21 protein-coding genes are annotated in these 21,622 nt (G+C 66.6%); 11 read left to right on the forward strand and 10 right to left on the reverse strand.

All coding sequences use genetic code 11. The annotated features are described in order from the left end of the window. The first annotated feature begins 26 nt into the window (after positions 1-26). Both ACFWU5_RS22970 and ACFWU5_RS22975 read left to right on the forward strand, forming a co-directional pair. On the forward strand, positions 27-458 hold the full coding sequence (locus ACFWU5_RS22970) for an NfeD family protein (RefSeq protein WP_379242126.1): 432 nt from the start codon (positions 27-29) through the stop codon (positions 456-458). Positions 459-469: 11 nt separating this feature from the next. After that, positions 470-1,714 (forward strand): SPFH domain-containing protein, encoded by a 1,245-nt coding sequence (locus tag ACFWU5_RS22975; RefSeq protein ID WP_379268766.1) that lies wholly within the window; start codon positions 470-472, stop codon positions 1,712-1,714. 54 nt (positions 1,715-1,768) lie between these two features. Here the strand turns inward: ACFWU5_RS22975 and ACFWU5_RS22980 are convergent, their stop codons facing one another. The 4 genes from ACFWU5_RS22980 to ACFWU5_RS22995 all read right to left on the reverse strand — a co-directional run bounded on the left by ACFWU5_RS22980 (position 1,769) and on the right by ACFWU5_RS22995 (position 6,222). Beyond that, on the reverse strand, positions 1,769-2,131 hold the full coding sequence (locus ACFWU5_RS22980; protein WP_379268736.1) for a hypothetical protein: 363 nt from the start codon (positions 2,129-2,131) through the stop codon (positions 1,769-1,771). Between the two features lie 53 nt (positions 2,132-2,184). Next, positions 2,185-3,393: a molybdopterin-binding protein gene (locus tag ACFWU5_RS22985; protein WP_379242124.1), complete on the reverse strand. Its 1,209-nt coding sequence runs from the start codon at positions 3,391-3,393 to the stop codon at positions 2,185-2,187. A gap of 264 nt (positions 3,394-3,657) precedes the next feature. Then, complete coding sequence (locus ACFWU5_RS22990; RefSeq protein WP_379268737.1) at positions 3,658-4,719, reverse strand: tartrate dehydrogenase; 1,062 nt, start codon at positions 4,717-4,719, stop codon at positions 3,658-3,660. Positions 4,720-4,728: 9 nt separating this feature from the next. After that, positions 4,729-6,222 (reverse strand): NAD-dependent succinate-semialdehyde dehydrogenase, encoded by a 1,494-nt coding sequence (locus tag ACFWU5_RS22995; protein WP_379242122.1) that lies wholly within the window; start codon positions 6,220-6,222, stop codon positions 4,729-4,731. Between the two features lie 107 nt (positions 6,223-6,329). On the opposite strand from ACFWU5_RS22995, the gene ACFWU5_RS23000 reads away from it, so the two are divergent. Further along, positions 6,330-7,595, forward strand: a complete 1,266-nt coding sequence (locus tag ACFWU5_RS23000) for an aspartate aminotransferase family protein (RefSeq protein ID WP_379242121.1) — start codon at positions 6,330-6,332, stop codon at positions 7,593-7,595. Continuing rightward, positions 7,580-8,074, forward strand: a complete 495-nt coding sequence (locus ACFWU5_RS23005; protein WP_379242120.1) for a DUF3830 family protein — start codon at positions 7,580-7,582, stop codon at positions 8,072-8,074. Before ACFWU5_RS23000 ends, ACFWU5_RS23005 begins: the two co-directional genes overlap by 16 nt. A 127-nt stretch (positions 8,075-8,201) precedes the next feature. On the opposite strand, the gene ACFWU5_RS23010 is transcribed toward ACFWU5_RS23005, so the two are convergent. After that, positions 8,202-9,596: an amidase gene (locus tag ACFWU5_RS23010; RefSeq protein WP_379268739.1), complete on the reverse strand. Its 1,395-nt coding sequence runs from the start codon at positions 9,594-9,596 to the stop codon at positions 8,202-8,204. Positions 9,597-9,607: 11 nt separating this feature from the next. Continuing rightward, positions 9,608-10,573: a D-2-hydroxyacid dehydrogenase gene (locus tag ACFWU5_RS23015; protein WP_379268768.1), complete on the reverse strand. Its 966-nt coding sequence runs from the start codon at positions 10,571-10,573 to the stop codon at positions 9,608-9,610. Between the two features lie 101 nt (positions 10,574-10,674). Here ACFWU5_RS23015 and ACFWU5_RS23020 point away from each other — a divergent pair, with 101 nt between their 5' ends. From ACFWU5_RS23020 to ACFWU5_RS23035, 4 genes are all read left to right on the forward strand, one after another. Further along, the gene (locus ACFWU5_RS23020; protein WP_379242118.1) at positions 10,675-11,415 is read left to right on the forward strand and encodes an Asp/Glu/hydantoin racemase; all 741 of its coding nucleotides are present in this window, start codon (positions 10,675-10,677) and stop codon (positions 11,413-11,415) included. A 113-nt stretch (positions 11,416-11,528) separates the two neighbouring features. Next, positions 11,529-12,260 carry a maleate cis-trans isomerase gene (locus ACFWU5_RS23025; RefSeq protein ID WP_379268741.1) on the forward strand — a complete coding sequence of 244 codons (732 nt, stop codon included), beginning with the start codon at positions 11,529-11,531 and terminating at the stop codon, positions 12,258-12,260. After that, complete coding sequence (locus ACFWU5_RS23030; RefSeq protein ID WP_379242116.1) at positions 12,247-12,903, forward strand: GntR family transcriptional regulator; 657 nt, start codon at positions 12,247-12,249, stop codon at positions 12,901-12,903. Before ACFWU5_RS23025 ends, ACFWU5_RS23030 begins: the two co-directional genes overlap by 14 nt. A 60-nt stretch (positions 12,904-12,963) precedes the next feature. Then, positions 12,964-13,821 (forward strand): isocitrate lyase/phosphoenolpyruvate mutase family protein, encoded by an 858-nt coding sequence (locus ACFWU5_RS23035; RefSeq protein WP_379268743.1) that lies wholly within the window; start codon positions 12,964-12,966, stop codon positions 13,819-13,821. A gap of 149 nt (positions 13,822-13,970) precedes the next feature. On the opposite strand, the gene ACFWU5_RS23040 is transcribed toward ACFWU5_RS23035, so the two are convergent. Both ACFWU5_RS23040 and ACFWU5_RS23045 read right to left on the reverse strand, forming a co-directional pair. Next, a complete protein-coding gene (locus tag ACFWU5_RS23040) occupies positions 13,971-14,585 on the reverse strand; it encodes a DUF305 domain-containing protein (RefSeq protein WP_379268744.1) in 615 nt (204 codons plus the stop codon). Continuing rightward, entirely contained in the window at positions 14,582-16,108 is a 1,527-nt protein-coding gene (locus ACFWU5_RS23045) for an LVIVD repeat-containing protein (RefSeq protein WP_379268769.1), read from the reverse strand. Before ACFWU5_RS23045 ends, ACFWU5_RS23040 begins: the two co-directional genes overlap by 4 nt. Positions 16,109-16,389: 281 nt before the next feature. On the opposite strand from ACFWU5_RS23045, the gene ACFWU5_RS23050 reads away from it, so the two are divergent. Beyond that, complete coding sequence (locus ACFWU5_RS23050; protein ID WP_379242112.1) at positions 16,390-18,141, forward strand: BCCT family transporter; 1,752 nt, start codon at positions 16,390-16,392, stop codon at positions 18,139-18,141. Here the strand turns inward: ACFWU5_RS23050 and ACFWU5_RS23055 are convergent. Further along, positions 18,138-19,049, reverse strand: coding sequence for a 3-methyladenine DNA glycosylase (locus ACFWU5_RS23055; protein ID WP_379268745.1), 912 nt, complete (start codon positions 19,047-19,049; stop codon positions 18,138-18,140). The two genes, ACFWU5_RS23050 and ACFWU5_RS23055, sit on opposite strands and share 4 nt — an antisense overlap. Positions 19,050-19,192: 143 nt before the next feature. Further along, the gene (locus tag ACFWU5_RS23060; RefSeq protein WP_379268747.1) at positions 19,193-20,494 is read right to left on the reverse strand and encodes a tyrosine-type recombinase/integrase; all 1,302 of its coding nucleotides are present in this window, start codon (positions 20,492-20,494) and stop codon (positions 19,193-19,195) included. A gap of 204 nt (positions 20,495-20,698) precedes the next feature. Between ACFWU5_RS23060 and ACFWU5_RS23065 the strand changes: the two genes are divergently transcribed. Both ACFWU5_RS23065 and ACFWU5_RS23070 read left to right on the forward strand, forming a co-directional pair. Then, positions 20,699-21,466: a hypothetical protein gene (locus ACFWU5_RS23065; RefSeq protein ID WP_379268749.1), complete on the forward strand. Its 768-nt coding sequence runs from the start codon at positions 20,699-20,701 to the stop codon at positions 21,464-21,466. Then, the gene (locus ACFWU5_RS23070) at positions 21,463-21,603 is read left to right on the forward strand and encodes a response regulator transcription factor (protein WP_379268751.1); all 141 of its coding nucleotides are present in this window, start codon (positions 21,463-21,465) and stop codon (positions 21,601-21,603) included. Before ACFWU5_RS23065 ends, ACFWU5_RS23070 begins: the two co-directional genes overlap by 4 nt. The last annotated feature ends 19 nt before the right edge of the window (positions 21,604-21,622 follow it).

A 21,622-nucleotide genomic window follows, 5' to 3' on the forward strand; every position in this document is an offset into this window, starting at 1 on the left:
CGGCTGATCACGGCTAGGCTGGCGAGGTGGCCGCAATAATCTGGCTGATCGCGGGCATCGCTCTCGCGGCGGCGGAAATGCTCACCGGGGATCTCGTGCTGCTCATGCTCGGCGTGGCCGCATTGGGCACCGCGGGTGTCAGCGCCGCCACCGAACTGCCGGTGTGGGGCGATGCGTTGGTGTTCGCGGCGATGGCCGGTGTGCTGTTTCTCGGCGTGCGTCCGGTGCTGCGCCGCAAGTTCGGTACCCCGCCGCCCACGCTCACCAATGCCGATGCGCTGCAAGGGAAGTCGGCGCTGGTGCTGGATTCGGTGTCGGAGCATTCGGGGCAGGTCAAGCTCGGTGGTGAAGTGTGGACCGCGCGTCCGCTGGACGCGACAGAAGTGTACGAAGCCGGTGTGACCGTTTATGTGATGAAGATCGACGGCGCTACCGCCGTGGTCTGGAAGGGTCCCTAGAAACCATGGACATCGTTGCCTTGATCGTGGCCGCCGTCCTCGTCCTGTTGGTCGTGGTGGTGGTGTTCAAATCGATCGCGCTCGTCCCGCAGGCCGAGGCGGCGGTGATCGAACGGCTCGGACGGTATTCGCGCACCGTGTCGGGTCAGCTGACCTTCCTGGTCCCGTTCGCTGATCGCGTGCGCGCGAAGGTGGATCTGCGCGAACGGGTGGTGTCGTTCCCGCCGCAGCCGGTGATCACCCAGGACAATCTCACCCTGCAGATCGACTCGGTGGTGTATTTCCAGGTCACCAGCCCGCAGGCCGCGGTCTACGAGATCAGCAACTACATCGCCGCGGTCGAACAGCTCACCGTCACCACCCTGCGCAATGTCGTGGGTGGCATGACGCTGGAAGAGACGCTGACGTCGCGCGATCAGATCAACAACCAGCTGCGTGGTGTGCTCGACGAGGCCACTGGCCGCTGGGGTCTGCGCGTGGCCCGCGTGGAGCTCAAGTCCATCGATCCGCCGCCGTCGATCCAGGAATCGATGGAGAAGCAGATGAAGGCCGATCGCGAGAAGCGCGCGACGATCCTCACCGCCGAAGGCAACCGCGAAGCGCAGATCAAGACCGCCGAGGGCGCCAAGCAGGCGGCGATCCTGACCGCCGAGGGTGGCAAGCAGTCCGCGATCCTGTCCGCCGAAGGTGAACGCCAGAGCCGCATCCTGCGCGCCCAGGGCGAACGCGCAGCCTCCTACCTGCAGGCGCAGGGTCAGGCGAAGGCGATCGAGAAGGTTTTCGCCGCCATCAAGAACGGCAAGCCGACGCCGGAACTGCTTGCGTACCAATACATGCAGACGTTGCCGTTGGTGGCCAAGGGTGACGCCAACAAGGTGTGGCTGGTGCCGAGCGATTTCGGCAAGGCCCTGGAAGGTTTCGCCCAGAACTTCGCGTCCAAGGGCGAGGACGGCGTGTTCCGCTACGAGGCGTCCACCGACGAAGCGCCGGTGCAGATCGCCGACGATTCCGACGTCGAAGACTGGTTCGAAACCGCTTCCGACCCCAAGATCGCCGAAGCGGTCCGTGCCGCCGAAGCCACCGCCCGCACGCCCGTCGAAGGTTTCGACACCCCTATCCCACGCCCGAAAACCTCAGTGGCCAAGGGCAATCCGGAACTGCCCACTCCACCGACGAACTTGGACGCGGAGCAATCCCCAACCGCCCGCCCGAACGATCCGTATGGTCGCCCCTGGCAGCCGCCGCAACACGGCTGATCCTCGCATCGAGCAGAACCGGCCCTGACGCATCTCGCGTCAGGGCCGCTTCTGTCAGGTGGCGAACCCGCCGCCTTCGATGCCGATCGCGATCATCGTGTAGGGGGTGGCGAGAAGGACGAACACCATCGCCATCGTGACGACGAACGGGCGGATGGCCTGGAGTCGGTAGGCCAGGCGTAGGCCGACGAGCACCAGTGCGTACGTGAGAATCCATGTCGCCCAATATCGGATGGGTTCGGTGTCGGGACCGGCTACCCCCAGGCCCTCGCGCACGGCGATCACAATGTGCAGGTAGCCGATCAGGGCCGTGAACGCTCCCGTCAGCGCGCCGACCACGATCTGGGTCAAAGCCAGCAATATTGCCCCGGCGCCACGCTTTTCGTTCGCGGGTGCCGCCCCCTGTACCTCGGTCATGTCCGAAGCGTACTGCGAGCAGTCGCCTCGACAGCCGGGCTTCGCCGAGGCGGTCAGTGGGGGAGCGGGAGCAGTTCTACCAGGGAGCCGCGGCCGGTGCCCGGGGGGAGGATGGCCAGTGCTTGGCAGCCGATGAGGCCGGCCAGGTGGGGGGTGTGGGCGGGGCCGGTGCTGCGCCAGACGCCGCCGGGGTGTTGTTGGACGCCGACCAGGCGGGTGGCTTCGCCTTCCATGACGCCCGCGTCGGACAGGCGACCCCACATGGTGGGGCCGGGGGTGCGCAGGGTGAGGGCGTCGACGATGGCGGGGCCTACTGCCAGCAGGGCGGCTACGGCGGCGAAGGGGTTGCCGGGCAGGCCGAGTAGGACGCGGCCGTCGGGGAGTTGGGCAACCAGGGTGGAACCGCCGGGGCGAATCGCTATGCGTTCGATGATGATTCGGGCGCCGAGGTCCGACAGCAGGGTGCGTAGGTGGTCGGCGGCGCCGCGGCCGGTGGCGCCGACCATGACGACCAGGTCGGCGTGGGATTTCAGGGTGAGCCAGGAGCGCAGCAGGTCACGGCTGTCGGCGAGGTGCCACAGTCCGGTGCTCTCGATGTCGCAGCAGCGCAGGAACTCTGGGAGAACGGGGCCCAGCGAGTCGCGGGTTTCGCCGGCGGACAGGGGGCCGACGGCGCGGATTTCGTCGCCGGTCATCACCACGTCGGCGCGCAGAGGTCCACGCACGGTGACGGTTTCGGCTTCCGCGCTCAGCGCGGCCGAGGCCAGTGCCGCTGACACGCGTGCGCCCGCTCGCGCCAATTCTGTTCCGGTGGTCCAGTGTTCGCCTTGGCGGCGGGTGTCGTCGCGCACCGGTGCGCCGGGTGCGCGCATGACCACCGGTTTGCCGGACACGGTGGTCATCGCGACGTGTTCGTCGCGCAGGGTCGCGGTGGTGCCCAGGGGTGTGGCGGCGCCGGTCGCGATGCGCACCGCTTCACCGGGCGCCAGCACCACCGAGCAGTTACGTCCGGCGTAGCTGACCTGGTGGTGCAGCCGCCACCACGGTCCGGGGCCCGCGACCGCGTAGCCGTCCATGGCGGCGGTGTCCACGCGCGGCAGGGGAGTGCCCGCGGCCAGGGCGACGGCCAGGGTGGCTCCGACCGCCTCGGCCACGGGTCGCTCGCGCACCGCGATCGGTTCGAGGTCCGCGGCGATCTTCGCGCGCACCCGTTCCAACCCGCATTGCACCGCCGGAACTACGCCCACCCGTGCGCTCGTCACCACGTCTCGCCTTCCGACACCCGTCACCGACCTTGTGCCTCATGGTGCGCACCACCGATTGCCTGCGATTTTCTTGGCAGTTGCCTCGCGATGACGTTGTGCTCACGGGTGCGCGGGTCGGACGGTGCGTAGTTCCGTGGCTGGCCACCAGCGCGCGCCCGTCGCCGCACCGATGGCAACGACAGTGCACTGCGACACCTCAGTGAGCCGTCGGCGAGTGGCGGGGCCCGCCTCGCCCGGTCTCGCGCACCCGCGAACTCAGCGTCACGCTTGGGTCAGTGCGCCTGCGAGTTCGGCTATGGCTGTGCCCAGGTCGGCGGTGGTCGCGGTGCCGCCCAGGTCTGGTGTGCGGATCGTGCCCGCCGCGAGGACGTCGCAGACCGCACGGTCGACCGCGGCGGCCGCGTCGTGCTCGCCCAGGTGGGACAGCAGCATGGCGCCCGCGAGGATCTGGGCGACCGGGTTGGCGATGCCCAAGCCCGCGATATCGGGTGCGCTGCCGTGGACCGCTTCGAACATCGAGGGCGCGTCGTTGGCGGGGTTGATGTTGCCCGAGGGGGCCAGGCCGAGTCCGCCGGTGACGGCTGCGGCGAGGTCGGAGAGGATGTCGCCGAACAGGTTCGAGCCCACGATCACGTCGAGGCGGTCGGGGTGCAGCACGATTTCGGCGGCGAGGGCGTCGACGTGCATCTGCCGTGTCTGCACCGACGGGTATTCGGCGGCGATGCGTTCGAACACGCTGTCCCAGTAGGGCATCGAATGAATGAGCCCGTTGGACTTGGTCGCCGAGCACAGTTTGCCGTCGCGTTCGGTGGCGCGGTCGAAGGCGTAGCGGATGATCCGTTCGCAGCCGGTGCGCGTGAACACCGACTCCTGGAGCACGAATTCGTCGGGGCGGCCCGGGTTATGAATGCCGCCGATGTCGGAGTACTCACCCTCGGAGTTCTCGCGCACGATGAGAATGTCGAGGTCCTCGGCCGTGCGATCACGCAGCGCGGATTCCGTGCCGGGCAGCAACCGCACCGGCCGCAGATTCACATACTGGTTGAACGCCCGCCGCAGCGGAATCAGCAAGCCCCACAGGGAAATATGGTCGGGAACACCGGGAAATCCGACCGCGCCCAACAGGATCGCATCGAAGTCCGCGAGCTGTTCGGGCCCGTCGGTCGGCATCATCGCGCCGGTGCGCAGATAGTTCTCGCACGACCAGTCGAACTCGGTCCAGCTGATTCCCGGCAGCACCCGGTCGAGCACTTTCACCGCCTCGACGGTCACGTCGACGCCGATCCCGTCGCCCGGAATGGTCGCGATCCGGTATGTGCGCACGCTGTCTCCCTAAACCTTGATGCCGATGTATTTGGTCTCGAGGAATTCGTCGATCCCGGTGAAACCCCCTTCACGCCCGAGCCCGGATTCCTTCACTCCGCCGAACGGCGCCGCCGGATTGGACACCACTCCCTGATTGAGGCCGACCATCCCGGTTTCCAGGGCCTCACACACGCGCAGCCCGCGCCGCAGGTTCTCGGTGAACACGTAGGCGACCAGCCCGTAAGGGGTGTCGTTGGCTCGCGTGATGGCTTCGTCTTCGGTGTCGAAGGTGCCGATCGCGGCGACCGGGCCGAAGATCTCGGTGTGGCACAGTTCGGCGTCATCGGGGACGTCGGTGAGCACCGTCGCGGGGTAGAACGTGCCGGGGCCGTGCACCGCCGTGCCGCCGAGCCCCAGTCGAGCGCCGCGACGACGGGCATCGGCCACCAGGTATTCGACCTTCGCCACGGCGTCAGCATCGATTAGCGGCCCGACCACCACCCCGGGCTCGGTGCCCCGCCCCATCGGCAAGGCCGCCATCTTCGCGGTCAGTCGTTCGGCGAACTCGTCAGCGACGTTGCGCTGCACCAGAATTCGGTTCGCCGCCGTGCACGCCTGGCCGATATTGCGCATCTTGGCCGCCAACGCACCCTCGACCGCTTCATCGAGATCGGCATCGTCGAACACCAGCAGCGGCGCGTTCCCGCCCAACTCCATGGACGTGCGCATGACGGTGCCCGCGCACTGCTCGAGCAGCAACTTCCCGATCGCGGTCGAACCGGTGAAGGACAGCTTGCGCGAGCGCGGATCGGCGATCAGCGGCGTCACCAACGCACCGGGATCAGCGGTGGTGACCACGTTGACCACCCCGGCGGGCACGCCCGCATCAGCCAGTAGAGCGGCCAGCGCCAGCATCGAAAGAGGTGTCTGCTCAGCAGGTTTCACCACACTGGCGCACCCGGCGGCCAGCGCGGGCGCGATCTTGCGTGCCCCCATCGCCATCGGAAAGTTCCACGGCGTGACGAGCAGGCTCGGCCCGACGGGTTGCTTGGTCACCAGGAACCGGGAACCGCCCGTCGGCGCGGGCATATATCCGCCATCGAGGCGCACGGCTTCCTCGGCGAACCAGCGAAAGAATTCTGCGGCATAAGCGATTTCGCCACGTGCTTCGGTCAGCGGCTTGCCCATTTCCAGGGTCATGATCAGGGCCAGGCGTTCGGTGTCGGCCAGCAGGGCGTGGTGGGCGCGCATCAGGATGTCGCTGCGGGTGCGCGGCGGCGTGTTCGCCCAATCCGCTTGTGCCGCAGCGGCAGCGGCGAGAGCGTCGAGGCCGTCAGCCGGGGTTGCGTCCGCCACTGAGCACAGCTGCTCGCCGGTCGCGGGATCGAACACGGGCAGCGTGGCGGGGCATTCGCGCCATTCGCCGCCGATGAACAGGCCTTTCGGAACGCTGTCGATCGCGGAATGTTCGGTGGCGCTGAGGTTTTCGAGCAGCCGTGCGCTGCCCCCGGACTCGGTCATACGGTGCCCTGCCTCCCGACGCGGTGGATCACCCATTGCCGTGACCCTCCCCGCCATGTTATGCATATTGTCAACAATCCGACAATAGACAATCTGGGGAGTCCTTGATGACCGAGCTGTCTCCCGTCCTGAAGCAGGCCACGCCCGTGCACGTCGATCACGGCGTCGGCTGCTACCTCTACGACACCGACGGTCGCCGCTACCTGGATTTCACCGCCGGAATCGGCGTCACCAGCACCGGGCACTGCCATCCGACCGTGGTCGCGGCGGCGCAAGCCCAGGTCGGCAAGCTGATCCACGGGCAGTACACGACCGTGCTGCACAAGCCGCTGCTGGAACTCACCGAACGACTCGGCGCGGTCCTGCCCGAAGGCTTGGACGCGCTGTTCTTCGCCAATTCCGGCAGCGAGGCGATCGAGGCGGCGCTGCGCCTGGTCCGCCAGGCCACCGGGCGCCCGAACGTGATCGTGTTCCACGGCGGTTTCCACGGCCGCACCGTCGCCGCCGCGACCATGACCACCTCGGGCACCCGGTTCTCGGCGGGATTCAGCCCGCTGATGTCGGGCGTGCACGTGGCACCGTTCCCGACCGCCTTCCGCTACGGGTGGACCGAGGAGGAAGCCACGGACTTCGCGTTGCGCGAGCTGGATTATCTGTTCGCGACCGTCACCTCGCCCGCGGAAACCGCGGCGTTCATCGTCGAACCGGTGCTGGGGGAGGGCGGGTACATCCCCGGCAACACCCGGTTCTTCCAAGGGCTGCGTGAACGCGCCGACCGGCACGGCATCCTGCTGGTCTTCGACGAGATCCAAACCGGGTTCGGTCGCACCGGAAAGTTCTTCGGCCACCAGCACTTCGACGTCCGGCCCGACGTGATCACCATCGCCAAAGGGTTGGCCAGTGGGTTCCCGCTGTCGGGGATCGCGGCGTCGCGGGAGTTGATGGCGAAGGCCTGGCCGGGGTCCCAGGGTGGGACGTATGGCGGCAATGCGGTGGCGTGTGCGGCCGCGGTGGCCACGCTCGACGTCATCGAGGCCGAGGGGTTGGTCGACAATGCCGCGGTGCGGGGCAGGCAATTGCTGGCCGGTGTGTCGGAACTGGCGACCAAGGCGATCGGCGATGTGCGCGGGCTCGGTCTGCTGGTCGGCGCCGAATTCACCACGGCCACTGGTGAACCCGATCCTGAGACTGCCGCTGTCGCGCAGAAGTCCGCTGTGGCGAAGGGGCTGTTGCTGCTCACCTGTGGTGCGCACATGAACGTGGTGCGGATGATCCCGCCGCTGATCGTCACCGATACCCAGGTCGAGGACGCGCTGGCGATCTGGTCGGAAGTGCTCGCCGAGCAGAAAGCAGGATCATGGCCCGCTACATGAGCATCACCCTCACCAAAGCAGGCGTCACCTGCCGCGCCCGCCTCCTCGACGACGAAGCCCCACTCACCTGTGCCGCCGTCTGGGCGGCGTTACCCCAGGAAGGCGACGCCTTCCACGCCAAATACGCCCGCAACGAGGTCTACACCCTGATTCCCCGCATCACCGCCGCCCCGCACCGCGAAAACCCCACCGTCACACCGATTCCCGGCGATGTCTGCCTGTTCGATTTCGAACCGTGGGAAATCGGCAACCCCGCCTACGGCTACGAACCCGGCTCGGCCGCCCACCACGCCCAGGGCGCCACCGACCTGGCCCTGTTCTACGGCCGCAACAATCTACTGATCAACGGCGACCTCGGCTGGGTCCCCGGCAGCGTGTTCGCCACCATCGAGGACGGCCTCGCGGATCTAGCTGCCGCGTGCAACGGGCTGTGGTTGCGCGGGGTGGAGGGGGAGACCTTGTCGTTCGCCCGCGTCTGAATAGCGACCAGAACTACTTGCCACCGCTCTGGCCGCGGTGTGAGTCCGGCATTTTCACGCACTTCGACTTCCGCCAATCAGTTTTCTGACTGAACGGCGGCGAAGTGCGTGAAAATGCCGGGGTAACTCAGGCGTTGAGCACGGATTCCGCGTGTCGGGCGACCGCGAGGACCAGATCGTCGGAGTGGCGGGGGCCGACGATCTGCAAGCCCACCGGCATCCCGGTGCGGGTCGTGCCGGCCGGAATGCTGATGGCCGGTTGCTGAGTCATGTTGAACGGGTAGGTGAATGGCGTCCAATCGGGCCAGCCACGCAGACCACTGCCGGGCGGCACCTCGTGACCGGCTTCGAACGCGGTGATCGGCATGGTCGGGGTGATCAGCACGTCGTAGGCCGTGTGGAAATTGCCCATCGCGATGCCGACCTCGGCGGCGACATGTCGGGCATCGAGATAGTCCGTGGCACTGATGGATTCGCCACGATCCCACACCTCTCCCAAACCGGGATCGACCTTCTCGCGCGAACCGGCGGGGAACTTCGACAACATGGTCGCGGCCCCCGCCGCCCACAGGATCTCGAAAGCCGCACGCGGATCACCGAATCCGGGATCCACCGCATCGATGGTCAAATCGGTCTCGGCCAACCGACGCACCGCGGCATCGACGATCTCGGCGACCTCCGGGTCCACCTGCGCGAAGCCCAGTGTCGCGGAATAGCCGACATGCAGGCCGCGCACGTCACGCTGCATCTGGCTGCGGAAGGTCGTAAAAGTGGGTGCCAGCGCGGTCGGATCACGCGGGTCGGGTAGCGACAGGATGTCCATCAGTAGCGCCGCGTCTTCCACGGTGCGCGTCATCGGGCCCGCGTGCGCCAGGGGCCCGAAGGGGCTGGCGGGGTAGAGCGGAACCCGCCCGTGCGTCGGCTTGAACCCCACGATCCCGCAGAACGATGCCGGAATCCGGATGCTGCCACCGCCATCGGTGCCCACCGATACCGGCGTCATCCCGCCCGCCACCGCCGCCGCACTACCTCCGGACGAGCCGCCCGCGGTGGTGGTGGGGTCGACGGGATTGCGGGTCACGCCGGTCAGCGGGCTGTCGGTCACGCCCTTCCACGCGATCTCCGGCGTGGTGGTCTTGCCGACGAACACCATCCCGTCCCCGCGCAGCCGCGCGGCGACCGGACTGTCCACCAACCACGGCCCGTCCGCGTCCACACAGGTGGACCCGCGCAGCGTCGGCCACCCTTCGGTCAGGAAGATGTCCTTGATCGAGATCGGCACCCCGTCGAGCAGCCCGCGCGGATTACCCGACTGCCAGCGGGCTTCGGAGTCCTTGGCCTGAACCAATGCCCGATCCGGGTCGACCAGACAGAAGGCGTTGAGCGCGCCGTCGCGGGCGGCGATCGCGTCCAGACACCCCTGGGTGGCCTCGACGGGGGACAGTTGCCCGGCGGCGTAGGCCGAGACCAACTGCACCGCCGTCATCGCGGTGGGGTCGGTGGGCGGATCGGGCTGCGTCATGGCGGACTCCTTCAGCCGGGCACGTACCCGAGCGTCTTGTCGACAACGTTGTCCAGCGGCAGACCGGCTGCCCACCGGTGGAAATTGTCGGTGAATGCGCGGACGATCTCGGTGCGCCAACCGTGGACATCACCCGAATTGTGTGGCGTGAGCACCACATTCGGTAGATCCCACAGCCGGTGGTCCGCGGGTAGCGGTTCCGGGTCGACCACGTCGAGCGCGGCCCCGGCGATCGTGTTGTCGGCCAGCGCGGCGACGAGATCCTCGGTAACCACGAGTTCCCCGCGCCCGACATTGACAAACCTGGCGTGGGGTTTCATCGCGGCGAAAGCGGTGGCGTCGAACATGTGTCGGGTGTGCGCGGTGAGCGGCGCGATCGCGATCACGTAGTCGGCGTCGGGTAGTTCGGCGTGTAGATCGTCGCTGATGGTGCCGAAATCCGGGTCGTCCGAGCGGGCCCGGCGGCCGACGCCGCGCACGGTCATGCCCACCGCGCGCAACAGTCGCGCGATGGTGCGGCCGATGGAACCGGTGCCCACGATCAACGCCGTCGCGCCTGCCACGCGTTCGGATTCGCGATGCTGCCATTCGTGCCGCTGTTGGAGCCGGATCGAACCGGGCAGGTCCTTGGCGAACGAAATGATCTGGCCGAGAACATATTCCGCGATCGCGGAATCGAAGACGTTGCGGGTGTTGGTGACTGTGACGTCGGAGGCGCGCAGTTCCGGGAACATCACCGCGTCGACGCCGACACCGCCCATGTGCAACCACCGCAAACGGTCCGCGCTGGGCCAGGCGGCCGGAAGCGCCCGGGTTTGGAAGTCGTAGACAAACAGCACATCGGCGCCGCGCAGCGCGTCGGCCAGGCCGTCGGCCTCGGTGTAGCGCACGTCGGCGCGTTGCGCCACGGGGGCCATGAGGTCGGAATCGGGGACGGTGTCACGATGGAGGACGGTGACGATCGGCCTGGGTTCCACAATTTCACCGCCCACATTGACACCGTAAGTTCAGATCGTATGATTGTCAACAATCCGATCGTGTTCGGAGGTCTGCCCGGCTGAGCGCGAGAGGGGCCGCAGTGGAGTTCAGCTTCCCCGACATCGACGGGCCGGTAGCACAACGAGGCATCGGCGTGATCGCGCCGTTCGACCTCGCCCTCGAACGGGAACTGTGGCGGTGGGCGCCCCTGGAAGTCAGCTTGCACCTGGCCCGCACACCCTATGAACCGGTGCCGGTCTCGCTGGCCATGGCCGAACTGGTGTCCAACCCGGTGCATCTGACCGCGGCCACGCACGATGTGCTGCACGTGGAGCCGGAAGTCGTTGCCTACCTGTGTACTTCGGGAAGTTTCATCAATGGGCTCGCCTATGAGCGGTCTTTGCGGGAGACGATCTGTCTGGCCGGTGCGCCTGATGCGGTCACCACCTCTGGGGCGCTGGTGGAGGCGATCAAGCACCTCAACATCACCCGGATGTCGGTGATCACGCCGTACGACGAGGTTCTCACCGGGAAGCTGCACGAATTCCTCGATGAAGCCGGTTGCGCGACGATCAAGTCCGATCACCTCGGGTTGGGTGGCGGTATTTGGAAGGTCAACTACCGCACCATCGCCGAACGGATTCTCCGCGCCGATGATCCACGTTCGGAAGCGATCTTCGTCAGCTGCACGAACCTGCCGACCTATGACGTGATCGAGCCGCTCGAACAGGCGCTGGGCAAGCCGGTACTCACTGCCAACCAACTGACGATGTGGGCATGTTTGGGTCGAATGAAGCTGCCCATGATGGGGCCGGGGAAGTGGTTGGTCAATGTGTTCTGAACTGGCGGAATGCAGACTTCCAGCCCTGAAAAGTGGCTGGTCGATGTGTTCGGAGAAGATACGGACTTCCTGTCCAGGTAGGTGGCCAGTCAATGTGTTCTGAACGGAGCGAAATGCACACGCCGACAATCGGATTCGTCTACCCCGACCACGCCGCCGAGGACGACTACCCACGAGCAGCGGCCGTGCTCGACGCCGCGCTACCCGTAGCGCACATCTACGGCACCGACCTACACGCGATCGCCGAACTCCTCGACCTGGGCAGCCCGGAGAAACTGCGCGCCGGCGCCTCGTTACTCGCCCCGCAGCAACCCGACGTCGTCGTCTGGGCCTGCACATCGGGCAGTTTCGTCTACGGCCCCGAAGGCGCCCGACGCCAGGTCGAAAGCCTGGCCGAAGCCGCAGGCGTGCCCGCGTCCAGCACGAGCTTCGCGTTCGTGGAAGCCGCACGAGCCCTCGACATCGAGCGCGTCGCGGTCGTCGCCAGTTACCCCGAAGACATCGCGCGACTGTTCGTCGATTTCCTCGCCGACGCGGGCATCGCAGTCGTGTCGATGTCCAGCGCCGGCATCGACACCGCCGCCGAGGTCGGCACCCTGACTCCCGACCAGGTCCTGACCCTGGCCGTCACCAACGACCACGCCGACGCCCAAGCGCTGCTCATCCCCGACACCGCCATGCATACTCTCGAAGTGCTCCCGAAACTCGAGGCCGCGCTCGGCAAACCGGTGCTCACGGCCAATCAGGTCACCATCTGGGAAGGTCTGCGGCTGGCCGGGGTCACCCCGTACGCCCCGGAATTCGGCACCCTGTTCGCGGAACGGAGCCAGCATGTCGATCACTGATTTCGAACCGGTCAACCAGCAATCCACCGCCGAGATGATCGCCGACCGACTCCGCGCGGCGATCATGCGCGGCGCGCTGGCCCCCGGTGCCCAGCTCGGCGAATCCGACCTGGCAGCCAGTTTCGGCGTCTCCCGCGGGCCCGTGCGCGAGGCCATGCAGCGCCTGGTCCAAGAAGGTTTGCTGTTCAGCATCCGCAACCGCGGCATCTTCGTCATCGAACTCACCACCGACGATGTGATCGACATCTACCGCGCCCGAGCCGCCCTCGAAGGCGGCGCCCTCGACCTGATCCTGGACGGCCGCCGCGAAATCGCCTACGCCGCACTGCAACCCAGCGTCACCGCCATGCAACAAGCCGCCGACGCGGGCGACGCCCCCGCGGTCTCCGACGCCGATCAGGCCTTCCACGAAGCCCTGGTCACCGCCACCGACAGCCCCCGCCTGGTCCGCGCCGCCCGCACCCTGCTCATCGAAACCCGCATGTGCCTGGGCGCACTGCAAACCACCTACCCCGACCTGCGCGAACAAGCCCGCGAACACGTCGAACTGCACGAAGCGATCGGCACCGGCGCACCCGATCGCGCCCGCGCCCTGCTCGTGGAACACATGGACGACGCGGTACGCCGCCTACGCGACCGGTAGCTGCGCGCGGTCCTGCACAATGGACCCGGTCAGCACACCCCGCCTCCCGCAGGAGCAACCGTGGACAGTGAACAGCGAACGCGCGCACAAGCTTTCGTCGACCTGCATCGCGAAGGATGCTTCCTACTACCGAACGCGTGGGACGCGGGCAGTGCGCGCATCCTGGAGTCGGTGGGCTTTCCGGCGATCGCCACCACCAGCGCCGGGATCGCCTTCTCGTTCGGCCGCCCCGACCACGACTTCTTCACCGAACACGGCGACCAGGGCCGCGTCGACCGGCCGACGATGATGCGCCGCATCCACGAAATCGCCACCGCCGTCAGGGTTCCCGTCAGCGCCGACCTCGAAGAGGGATACGGACCGGACGCCCAAGAAGTAGCCACCACCGTTTCGCTGGCGATCGAGGCGGGCGCGGCAGGCGGCAACATCGAAGACTTCACCGGCGACCGGACCACCCCGCTGTTCGACGAAGTCCACGCCGTGGACCGAATCCGCGCCGCCCGCGCCGCGGTCGCCGCCAGTGGCGAGCCGTTCGTACTGGTCGGCCGCACCGACGCCCTACTCGTGGACGCGGGCATCGATGAGGCCATCCGCCGCGGCAACTCCTATTTCGCCGCGGGCGCGGACTGCGTCTTCGTCCCCGGCGCCGCCGACCCCACCACCATCTCCACCCTGGTCAACGCCCTCGACGGCCCCCTCAACGTCGTCATGGGCCTGACCGGCGGCGCCCTGTCGATGGCCGAACTCGCCGACCTGGGCGTTCGCCGAGTCACCGTCGGCGGCAGCATCGCCCGCTCCCTCTACCGCCACCTCCTCGACGCCGCCCACGAACTCCACGACCAGGGCACCTTCACCTACGGCACCACCCAACTCACCCAATCCGCCCTCAACGCCCACTTCACCACCCTGGGCAACTGATCACCACGCTCTGACGGCGGATACCGGTCAAAATTCCCGCCACCACAGCGTGTTGATCTTGATCTCACCTTTCTGGACGGGTGATCACCAGGCAACCACGCAAACATCGGCCGAGTAGAAAAAACCACCAGTGCCTGTTGATCTTGATCTCACGCCGGTGGCACGCCTCGCACCGCCAAGAGCATGCCCAGGTAGCCCATTTCCTGGCTCTGGGATTGGGCCATGGCGCGGGCGGACTGCTTGACCGGGCCCGAGGTGATCAGGGTGTCGGCGGCGCGGGCCATGGTGACGCCGCCGGAGTGGTGGCGGTACATCAGTTGCAGGAACAGGGTTTCGGCGTCGGGGCCGCGGGCCGCGGACAGGGCGTCGAGTTCGGCCATGGTGGCCATGCCGGGCATGGTGGTGCCAGGGGTCGAATGGTGGTGGGCCGATCCTGTCATCCAGGTTCCCGGCAGGGGGGAAGTCGGTGCGGCGCCGGCGAGTTGGGTCCAGCCGAGCAGGGTGCCCAGTTCCATCCGTTGCGCGTCGGCGATCTGGTCGGCGAGTGCGCGCACGGTGGGGTCGACGCCGGGCTCGAGGCGCGTTGTCAGGCTCAGTGCCTGCTCGTGGTGTGCGGTCATGTCCTGGACGAAACCCAGCTCGGTCGCGGTGAGAACCGGTGTGACAGTGGGAGATTCGGACCATATGAGCGGGCGAAACGCGGCACCCAGCGCCAGCAGGAACACGGCGGTGGCGCAGGCGGCGGCCACGCGGAGCACGGTCATGACCCCACGGTGGACTGTTGGTCGGCAGGCGGGGTGTATACCGCGTTGTCGAGCTGCAACACCATGAACCCGTTGTCCGAACAGGTCACGAACAGTTGGTCGCCCCGCCACTCCGGCGGTGACATGCACCAATCCGCGGACAGGTCACCGAACGCGACCCGGCCCGCCCGCGCCGACAACACCTGCGCGGGATCGAACAAGCCGTCGGCCATCGACCGCAACGCCGCGGGCGCGGTCATTCCGGGAATGCCGATGATCGAGGCCAGCGCGTGCGGCGAATTCCAGATCTCGAGATTGCGGTTCGTGCGGGCAGGCGGGTTGAAGTAGGCGATCTCGTGAATCGAACCGGGGTCGCTCACGTCGAACACGCGAATCCCCGACGACACCCAACCGCACGCCAGCGCGGTCGGATTCGCAGGGCGGTCGGCGGTGCAGTAGTGCGGGTCGTAGGAGAACAGCGAATTGCCCATCGCCGAGCCGACCGCGGAGTCGACATTCTCGGGCAGGTTGATCTCGAGCTTGATCTTCTCCACGATCTGCGGGTGCGCGTCGTCGGAGACGTCGATGAGTTTCACCCCGCCCGAACCGCCCTCGTCGACGGTGAACAGGTGCGGCACCCCGTCATAGGTCACCGGAATGCTGTGCTGGGTCGCCCACCCGTCGGTCCAGAATGTGCGGCCCACGTGCGGTACCTGCGGATTCGGGTCGCGGCGCTGCACCGCGCTCACATCGAGCACGGTGAACCCGCCCACCGCGGAGATGTAGAGCCGGTTTCCGTCAGGGCTCACACCGAACCCGTGCGCTTCGATCCCGGTCAGTCCCTGCCAGATCACGCGCGGATTCGCCGGATCGGTCAGGTCGATCGCGCTGAGGAAGCCGGGCACCAGACCCGACGCCCAATACGTGCGACCGTCTGGAGAGAACCCGCCCTCGTGCGTGGTGATCGGCAACGGCATCATCGGATGGGTGCCCACGCCCGGATTGAGCAGGCGCGGATGCGCGCAATCGGAGATGTCGTACACCGACAGGTAACCCGCGCCCAACGCCAGCGGCACCCCGGTACCCACGAGAAGTTTGCGAGATGTATTGACCTTCAACGTCTCCCATGTGCCGGCCATCATCGCGGGTTCGGTCAACGTCGCGGTCAACCGCGGATCGGCGGGATCGGACGCATCGATCACCTGCACGCCCGGATGCTCGCTGAGCAACGTGCCGGGGAAGAACGACCCCACATACGCGCAGTGTTCGAAACTGGTAGAGGTGATCCCCGCGCCCCGCCCGGCATAACCGCCGACCATCGACATATTGCACCGGTAACCCTGGGTACTGCGCCCACTGTCCCGGTCAGCCGCGGGCACATCGCCCTGCATCCTGGTTTCGGGCAGCGATCCCGGCCCGCAGTCCGCGCGCGGCACCGCACTGCGGCCGATGTCGAAGAACTCGTGCACCGTGCGCCCGAAATCCTGTGCCGACGCCCCCGACGGCAGCCCGATCGCCACCATCGCGGTCACCACCACGACCATCGCACCCCTGATCAGCGCATGGCGTGGTGTTGCTGCGTGCGGACGTGATGGCATCGTGGACCCCCTGCATCGCGGATGCTGACAACGCAACTGGCTCAGACAGTTGTGCCGTATCACGAATGGTAAGCCGCGCAAATGGTTACCGAGGGCAGTTTCGGGGAACAGGGTGTGAGGCGGGGCCCGCTTACCTCGGGTCACCGCCAGTACGCTGTACGGTTGCTCTGAACGACAATTCGTCTGCCCAGGCGGGGAGTTTCCGCCATCGGAAAGGACTCGGATCCATGTCGAACGATGTCGTAGGAGGCCCCGGTGACGCGAAAGCGTCAGCGGGCGCGGTAGCGGGCCGATCGCCGAGCAGACCCCGGCTGGATCTGCTCGTGTTCTGCGCCACCGCGATCGGCGCGCTCGCTTTTGTCGCCTGGGGCATTCTCGATGACGAAAGCCTGGCCTCCTCAGCCAGTACCGCCCAGAAATGGGTCATCACCAACACCGGCTGGCTGTTCGTGCTCACCGCCACCGCGTTCGTGGTCTTCGTGATCTGGCTGGCGGTCAGCCGTTTCGGCCGCATTCCGCTGGGCGAGGACAACGAGAAGCCCGAATTCCGGACCGTGTCCTGGATCGCGATGATGTTCAGCGCGGGCATGGGCATCGGCCTGATGTTCTGGGGCGTGGCGGAACCGTTGTCGCACTTCGTGAATCCGCCCCCGCACACCGCCGAACCCGGCACACCGGCCGCCGCCGAAGTCGCGATGGCCACCACGCTGTTCCACTGGACGCTGCACCCGTGGGCCATCTACGCCGTGGCCGGCCTGGCGATTGCCTACAGCACGTTCCGAAAAGGCCGCTCGCAGTTGATCTCCTCGGTGTTCCGCCCGCTGCTGGGACACCACGCCGACGGGATCGGCGGCCGCGTCATCGACATGATGGCGATCTTCGCGACCCTGTTCGGCTCGGCCGCCTCGCTGGGCTTGGGTGCGTTGCAGATCGGCGCGGGCTTGGAGTTCAACGGCTGGATCGACAGCATCGGCAAAATCGGTCTGGTAGCGATCATTTCGGGCCTGACGGTGGCGTTCATCCTGTCGGCGGTGTCGGGTGTCGCGCGCGGCATCCAGTGGCTGTCCAACATCAATATGGTGCTGGCACTTGCCATTGCGGCGTTCGTGTTCATCGCCGGGCCGACCCTGTTCATCCTCAACATGCTGCCCACCGCACTGGGCGACTACATCGAGAACCTGCCCACCATGGCCTCGCGCACCGGCGCCGGTGACGAGGCGATGAAGGCGTGGCTGTCGAGCTGGACGATCTTCTACTGGGCCTGGTGGATCTCGTGGACGCCGTTCGTCGGCATGTTCATCGCGCGGATCAGCCGCGGCCGCACCATCCGCCAGTTCGTGACCGGCGTGCTGCTGGTGCCCAGCGTGGTCAGCCTGCTGTGGTTCGCGATCTTCGGTGGCGCGGGCATCGCCGAACAGACCAAGAACGGTGACCTGACCGAACCCGATGGCTCGGTGGACTCCAACTTCGCCCTGTTCCACCTGCTGGACCAGTACCCGATCACCTCGGTGACCACGGTCGTGGTGATGATCCTGGTCGCGATCTTCTTCGTCTCCGGCGCCGACGCGGCGTCCATCGTGATGGGCACCCTGTCCGAACGCGGCAGCATCCACCCGTCGAAGTGGGTGGTGATCTTCTGGGGCGCGGCCACCGGCGCGGTCGCCGCGATCATGCTGGTCATCGCCGATTCCGACAACCTCGGCGGAGCACTCACGGGCCTACAAGCGCTGACGACGGTGGTGTCGCTGCCGTTCCTGGTGGTGATGGTGGCGATGTGTGTGTCGCTGTACAAGGACCTCAGCGACGACCCGCTGATCCTGCGCATGGACCGCGGCATAGAACTGGTCGAGGGCGCGGTGGACCAGGGCACCGAACTGCACGACGGAGATTTCGCGCTGGTCACCGAACCGTCGACCGAGGAGTTGGTCCTACCGACTCTGGGCGAGGACCACAGCCGCGTTATTTCCGACGACCGCTAACGCATCGCATCGAATCCGGCCTGCGCTGAAGACAATTCGGCGCAGGCCAGTTTCATGCGGTGCCGCAGCTTGTCGGAGGCTTCGGCGATAGCGACTTGGGCGCGCACGTATTCAGCACGGCCCGTGGGGGTTTCGATGCGGACCGGCTCGTAGCCGAAGTCGGACAGGTCGTAGGGGCTGGCTCGCATGTCGAGTTCGCGTGCGGTGCAGGCTAGTTCGAAGCAGTCGAGCAGCAGGTCCGACGAGATCAGGGGCGCCAGTTTGAAGCCCCATTTGTACAAGTCCATATTCGCGTGTAGGCAGCCGGGCTGTTCGCTGGCGACTTGGTCTGCGCGAGTGAGCGGTTCGGCGTTGCGGCCCACCGCCTCCGGGGTGAAGAAGCGGAAGGCGTCGAAGTGTGTGCAGCGCAACGACATCGACTCCACCACCTCGTCGGTACCCGCGCTGCCGAGCCGCAGCGGTACCTGCTGGTGGCGGACCTCGTCGGTGCGGTAGACCATTGCCCACTCGTGTAGTCCGAAGCAGGACAGTTGTGCTGGTCGTTGCGCGGTCGCGGTGAGGAGTCTGGAGACGAACTCGATCGTGTCGCGTCGCTTCGCGAGGTAGGCCGGGTCGGCGGTGAACACGCCTGCCAGTTCGTGGTATCCCCGAGCGCCCCGATAGTCGCCCGCGTCGCGCAGCCCGATCCCGAAACCCGGATGCCATCGCCGCAGTTGCGCGGGCTTGTTTCCGTAGTACGTGAACAGGAAGTCGATCACCGGATGGGTGGTGCCCGCCTTGCGTCGCTCGAGATACGGACCGACCAGCCGATCGAGCCGATCCCGATGCTCACGCGCCGCCGCCTGCCACTCCGACGCTGGCAATACGCGCAGGTCAGGGGAGTGGTCGAGGTAATCGGCGGGGTGCACCCACCTATTGTCCCGCACCGGTTCGGAGCTTCTGAAGGTGCCCGAATAGGGGGCTCCGTGCGTGCCGTTCCAGGGCTCGATGAGGGTCGAATTTTGACTTCTGACACGCTTTCGACACGAGTTGAGGCAAGTTTCGATCTGCTTCACGCAAAGCCCGGGCCCAGCAGTCCGGTGTAGTCGGCGACCTCACTGGGACTGTCGATGTAGTGACGGGCTGCAGTGGTGCCGTTGTCGCTGTGCCCTAGTTGGCGTGCGGCGTGGCTGGCGCCGTACTCGTTCGCGATGAGCGTGGCGATCGACTTGCGGAACGTCTTCGGGGTTACCCAGGCGAATCGGCTGCCGCGCGCGGATCGCCAGCTCCGGCGGTAATTGTGCGGATCGTAGATGCCGCCTGTGCGAACGGTGAACACCAGGTCCAGAGGGTTCGCAATCGCGACGCCAGCCCGACGGCGCAGGGTCTCGACGACGAACTTCGGCAGTACGACGGACCGATAGCCAGCGTCTGTTTTGGTCCATTCTTGTCGGATCGGACGCAGCTTTCCGTCGGGGTGGATGATCCGCACGATCGTCCCGCAGATCGTCACGCGCGGAGTTTGGGCGTCGAGGTCGAGATCGCGCCACCGAATCGCGAGTGCTTCGCCGATCCGGACGCCTGTCCCCAGCAGGACGTCGGTGACGTCAAGGACGATTCGTGACCGGGGAGCGCCCTGTGTGCGAGAGGGGGTCCCGGGTATCGCGTCACCGGAAACCCAAGTCTTGAGCTGTTGTCGAAGTGCGTGCAAGGTGGCCAGGTCAGCGGCCCGGGGGCGTTGGGTGTTTCGGGGGAGGCGGGCGACGTTGAGCACGGGATTGTGTGGCAGGACGTCGTGGCGGACGGCAAGGCCCATCATGCCCGCTAGGACAACCCGATGAGCTCTGGCCTTCGAGGGCCACGTTCGTGCAACTTCTTTGAGGTAGGCATCGAGACGCGAGGTGGTGGCTTCGCGGATACGGAGTCCGCCCACTGCGGTGTTGATCTTGACGGTGTCGCTTCGGCCGCGCGTTTTCGCGACGTGGATATGGCTGCGGTAGTACTCGACCGTTTGCGGGGTTGCGCGGTTCTCGAACTCCAGTTCAGCAAGCCACAGATCGGCGAGCTGGGACAGGCGGGTGTCCGCCGTAATCTCGATGTCTCTGGTAAACGAACGGCGGCGCTCCTTCAGCCTGTCCTTCAAAAGGGCTATGGCGCGAGGCTTGGTGGGACCCGCAGCCTGCACCGTTCGGGTCTCACCGTCTTCGTCGCGAAAGCGGGTGCTGGCGCGCCAGCTACCGCTGGGCTCATTCCTCGCGCACCAAACAGCCGCTGAAGCTCCGGCTACCCAGGCTTGGTAGGTGATCGTGATCTGCTCAACCTCGGATTGCATCAAGAAGGTCGTGCCCTCGCCTCGCTCGGTCAGATATCGCAAGCGATCGCGTTGCTCGACGAAGCGATGCTCGCCGTCGCAGCAGGCGAGGTGCAGAATCCGACGTACCGTGTGTGGATCTATTGCAGCTCGATCACCGCGTGCGTAGGCATGTCGGACTTGGGTCGGGCGCAGGCGTGGACATCAGCGTTCGAGCAGTAGCTGTGCACCCAACGCGGTGGAACACCCATCTCCGGGTCGTGCCGAATGCACCGATCGACGATCATGCTGCTGCGCGGTGCGTGGACCGAGGCCGAACGTGAGGCACGGCTGGCGTGCCAGGAGCAGAACGGCACCGTTGCGATGGACACAGGGCAAGCCTGGTACCAGGCCGGCGAGATCCGCCGGTTGGTCGGCGACTTTGCCGCGGCTGAGGAAGCATTTGCACACGCGGGCCGCTTCGGCTACGAGGTTCAGCCCGGCATGGCGCTGCTGCGCGCGGCGCAGGGGCGCACCGACTCGGCGTCGGCGGGTCTCACGCGAGCATTGGCGGAACGGCCCTCCGACCGGCTCACACAGGCGAAACTGCTGCCCGCATGGGCGGAACTGGCGACCGCTAACGGAGATTCGGTACTCGCGCACACCGCAGTGGCCGAACTTTCCGCGTTGGCCGATATCGGACCTGCGGTCCGCGCTGCCGCGGCGTTCGCTGCCGGTGCGCTGCGACTGGCCGAAGGAGATTCGGCCGGGGCATTGTCCGAGCTGCGCACCGCGGCGCGGATCTGGGGTGAGCTGGATGTGCCGTACGAGCTCGCGCGTAGTCGCCGGTTGATCGGTCTGGCATGCCGTGGGATCGGTGACGAGGATGGAGCGCGTCTGGAATTGGAAACGTGCCGCGCAATTTTCGCCCGGCTGGGTGCCATCCCGGACGTGACGGCGACCGACGAACTCCTCGGGAATCGCGAACCTGCGCGCCTTCCAGACGGTCTCACCGCTCGTGAGGTCGAAGTGCTTCGTCTCGTATCGGGTGGATGACGAATCAAGCTATCGCACAGACGCTTTCGTTGAGCGACAAGACCGTCTCGCGCCATCTGAGCAACATCTTCACCAAGATCGGCGTGTCGTCCCGAGCCGCTGCCACCGCGTACGCGTACCAGCGGGAGCTCGCCTAACGCCTATCGTCGATCGCGT

The organism is Nocardia sp. NPDC058640 (assembly GCF_042716995.1).
Classification (GTDB): Bacteria; Actinomycetota; Actinomycetes; order Mycobacteriales; family Mycobacteriaceae; genus Nocardia.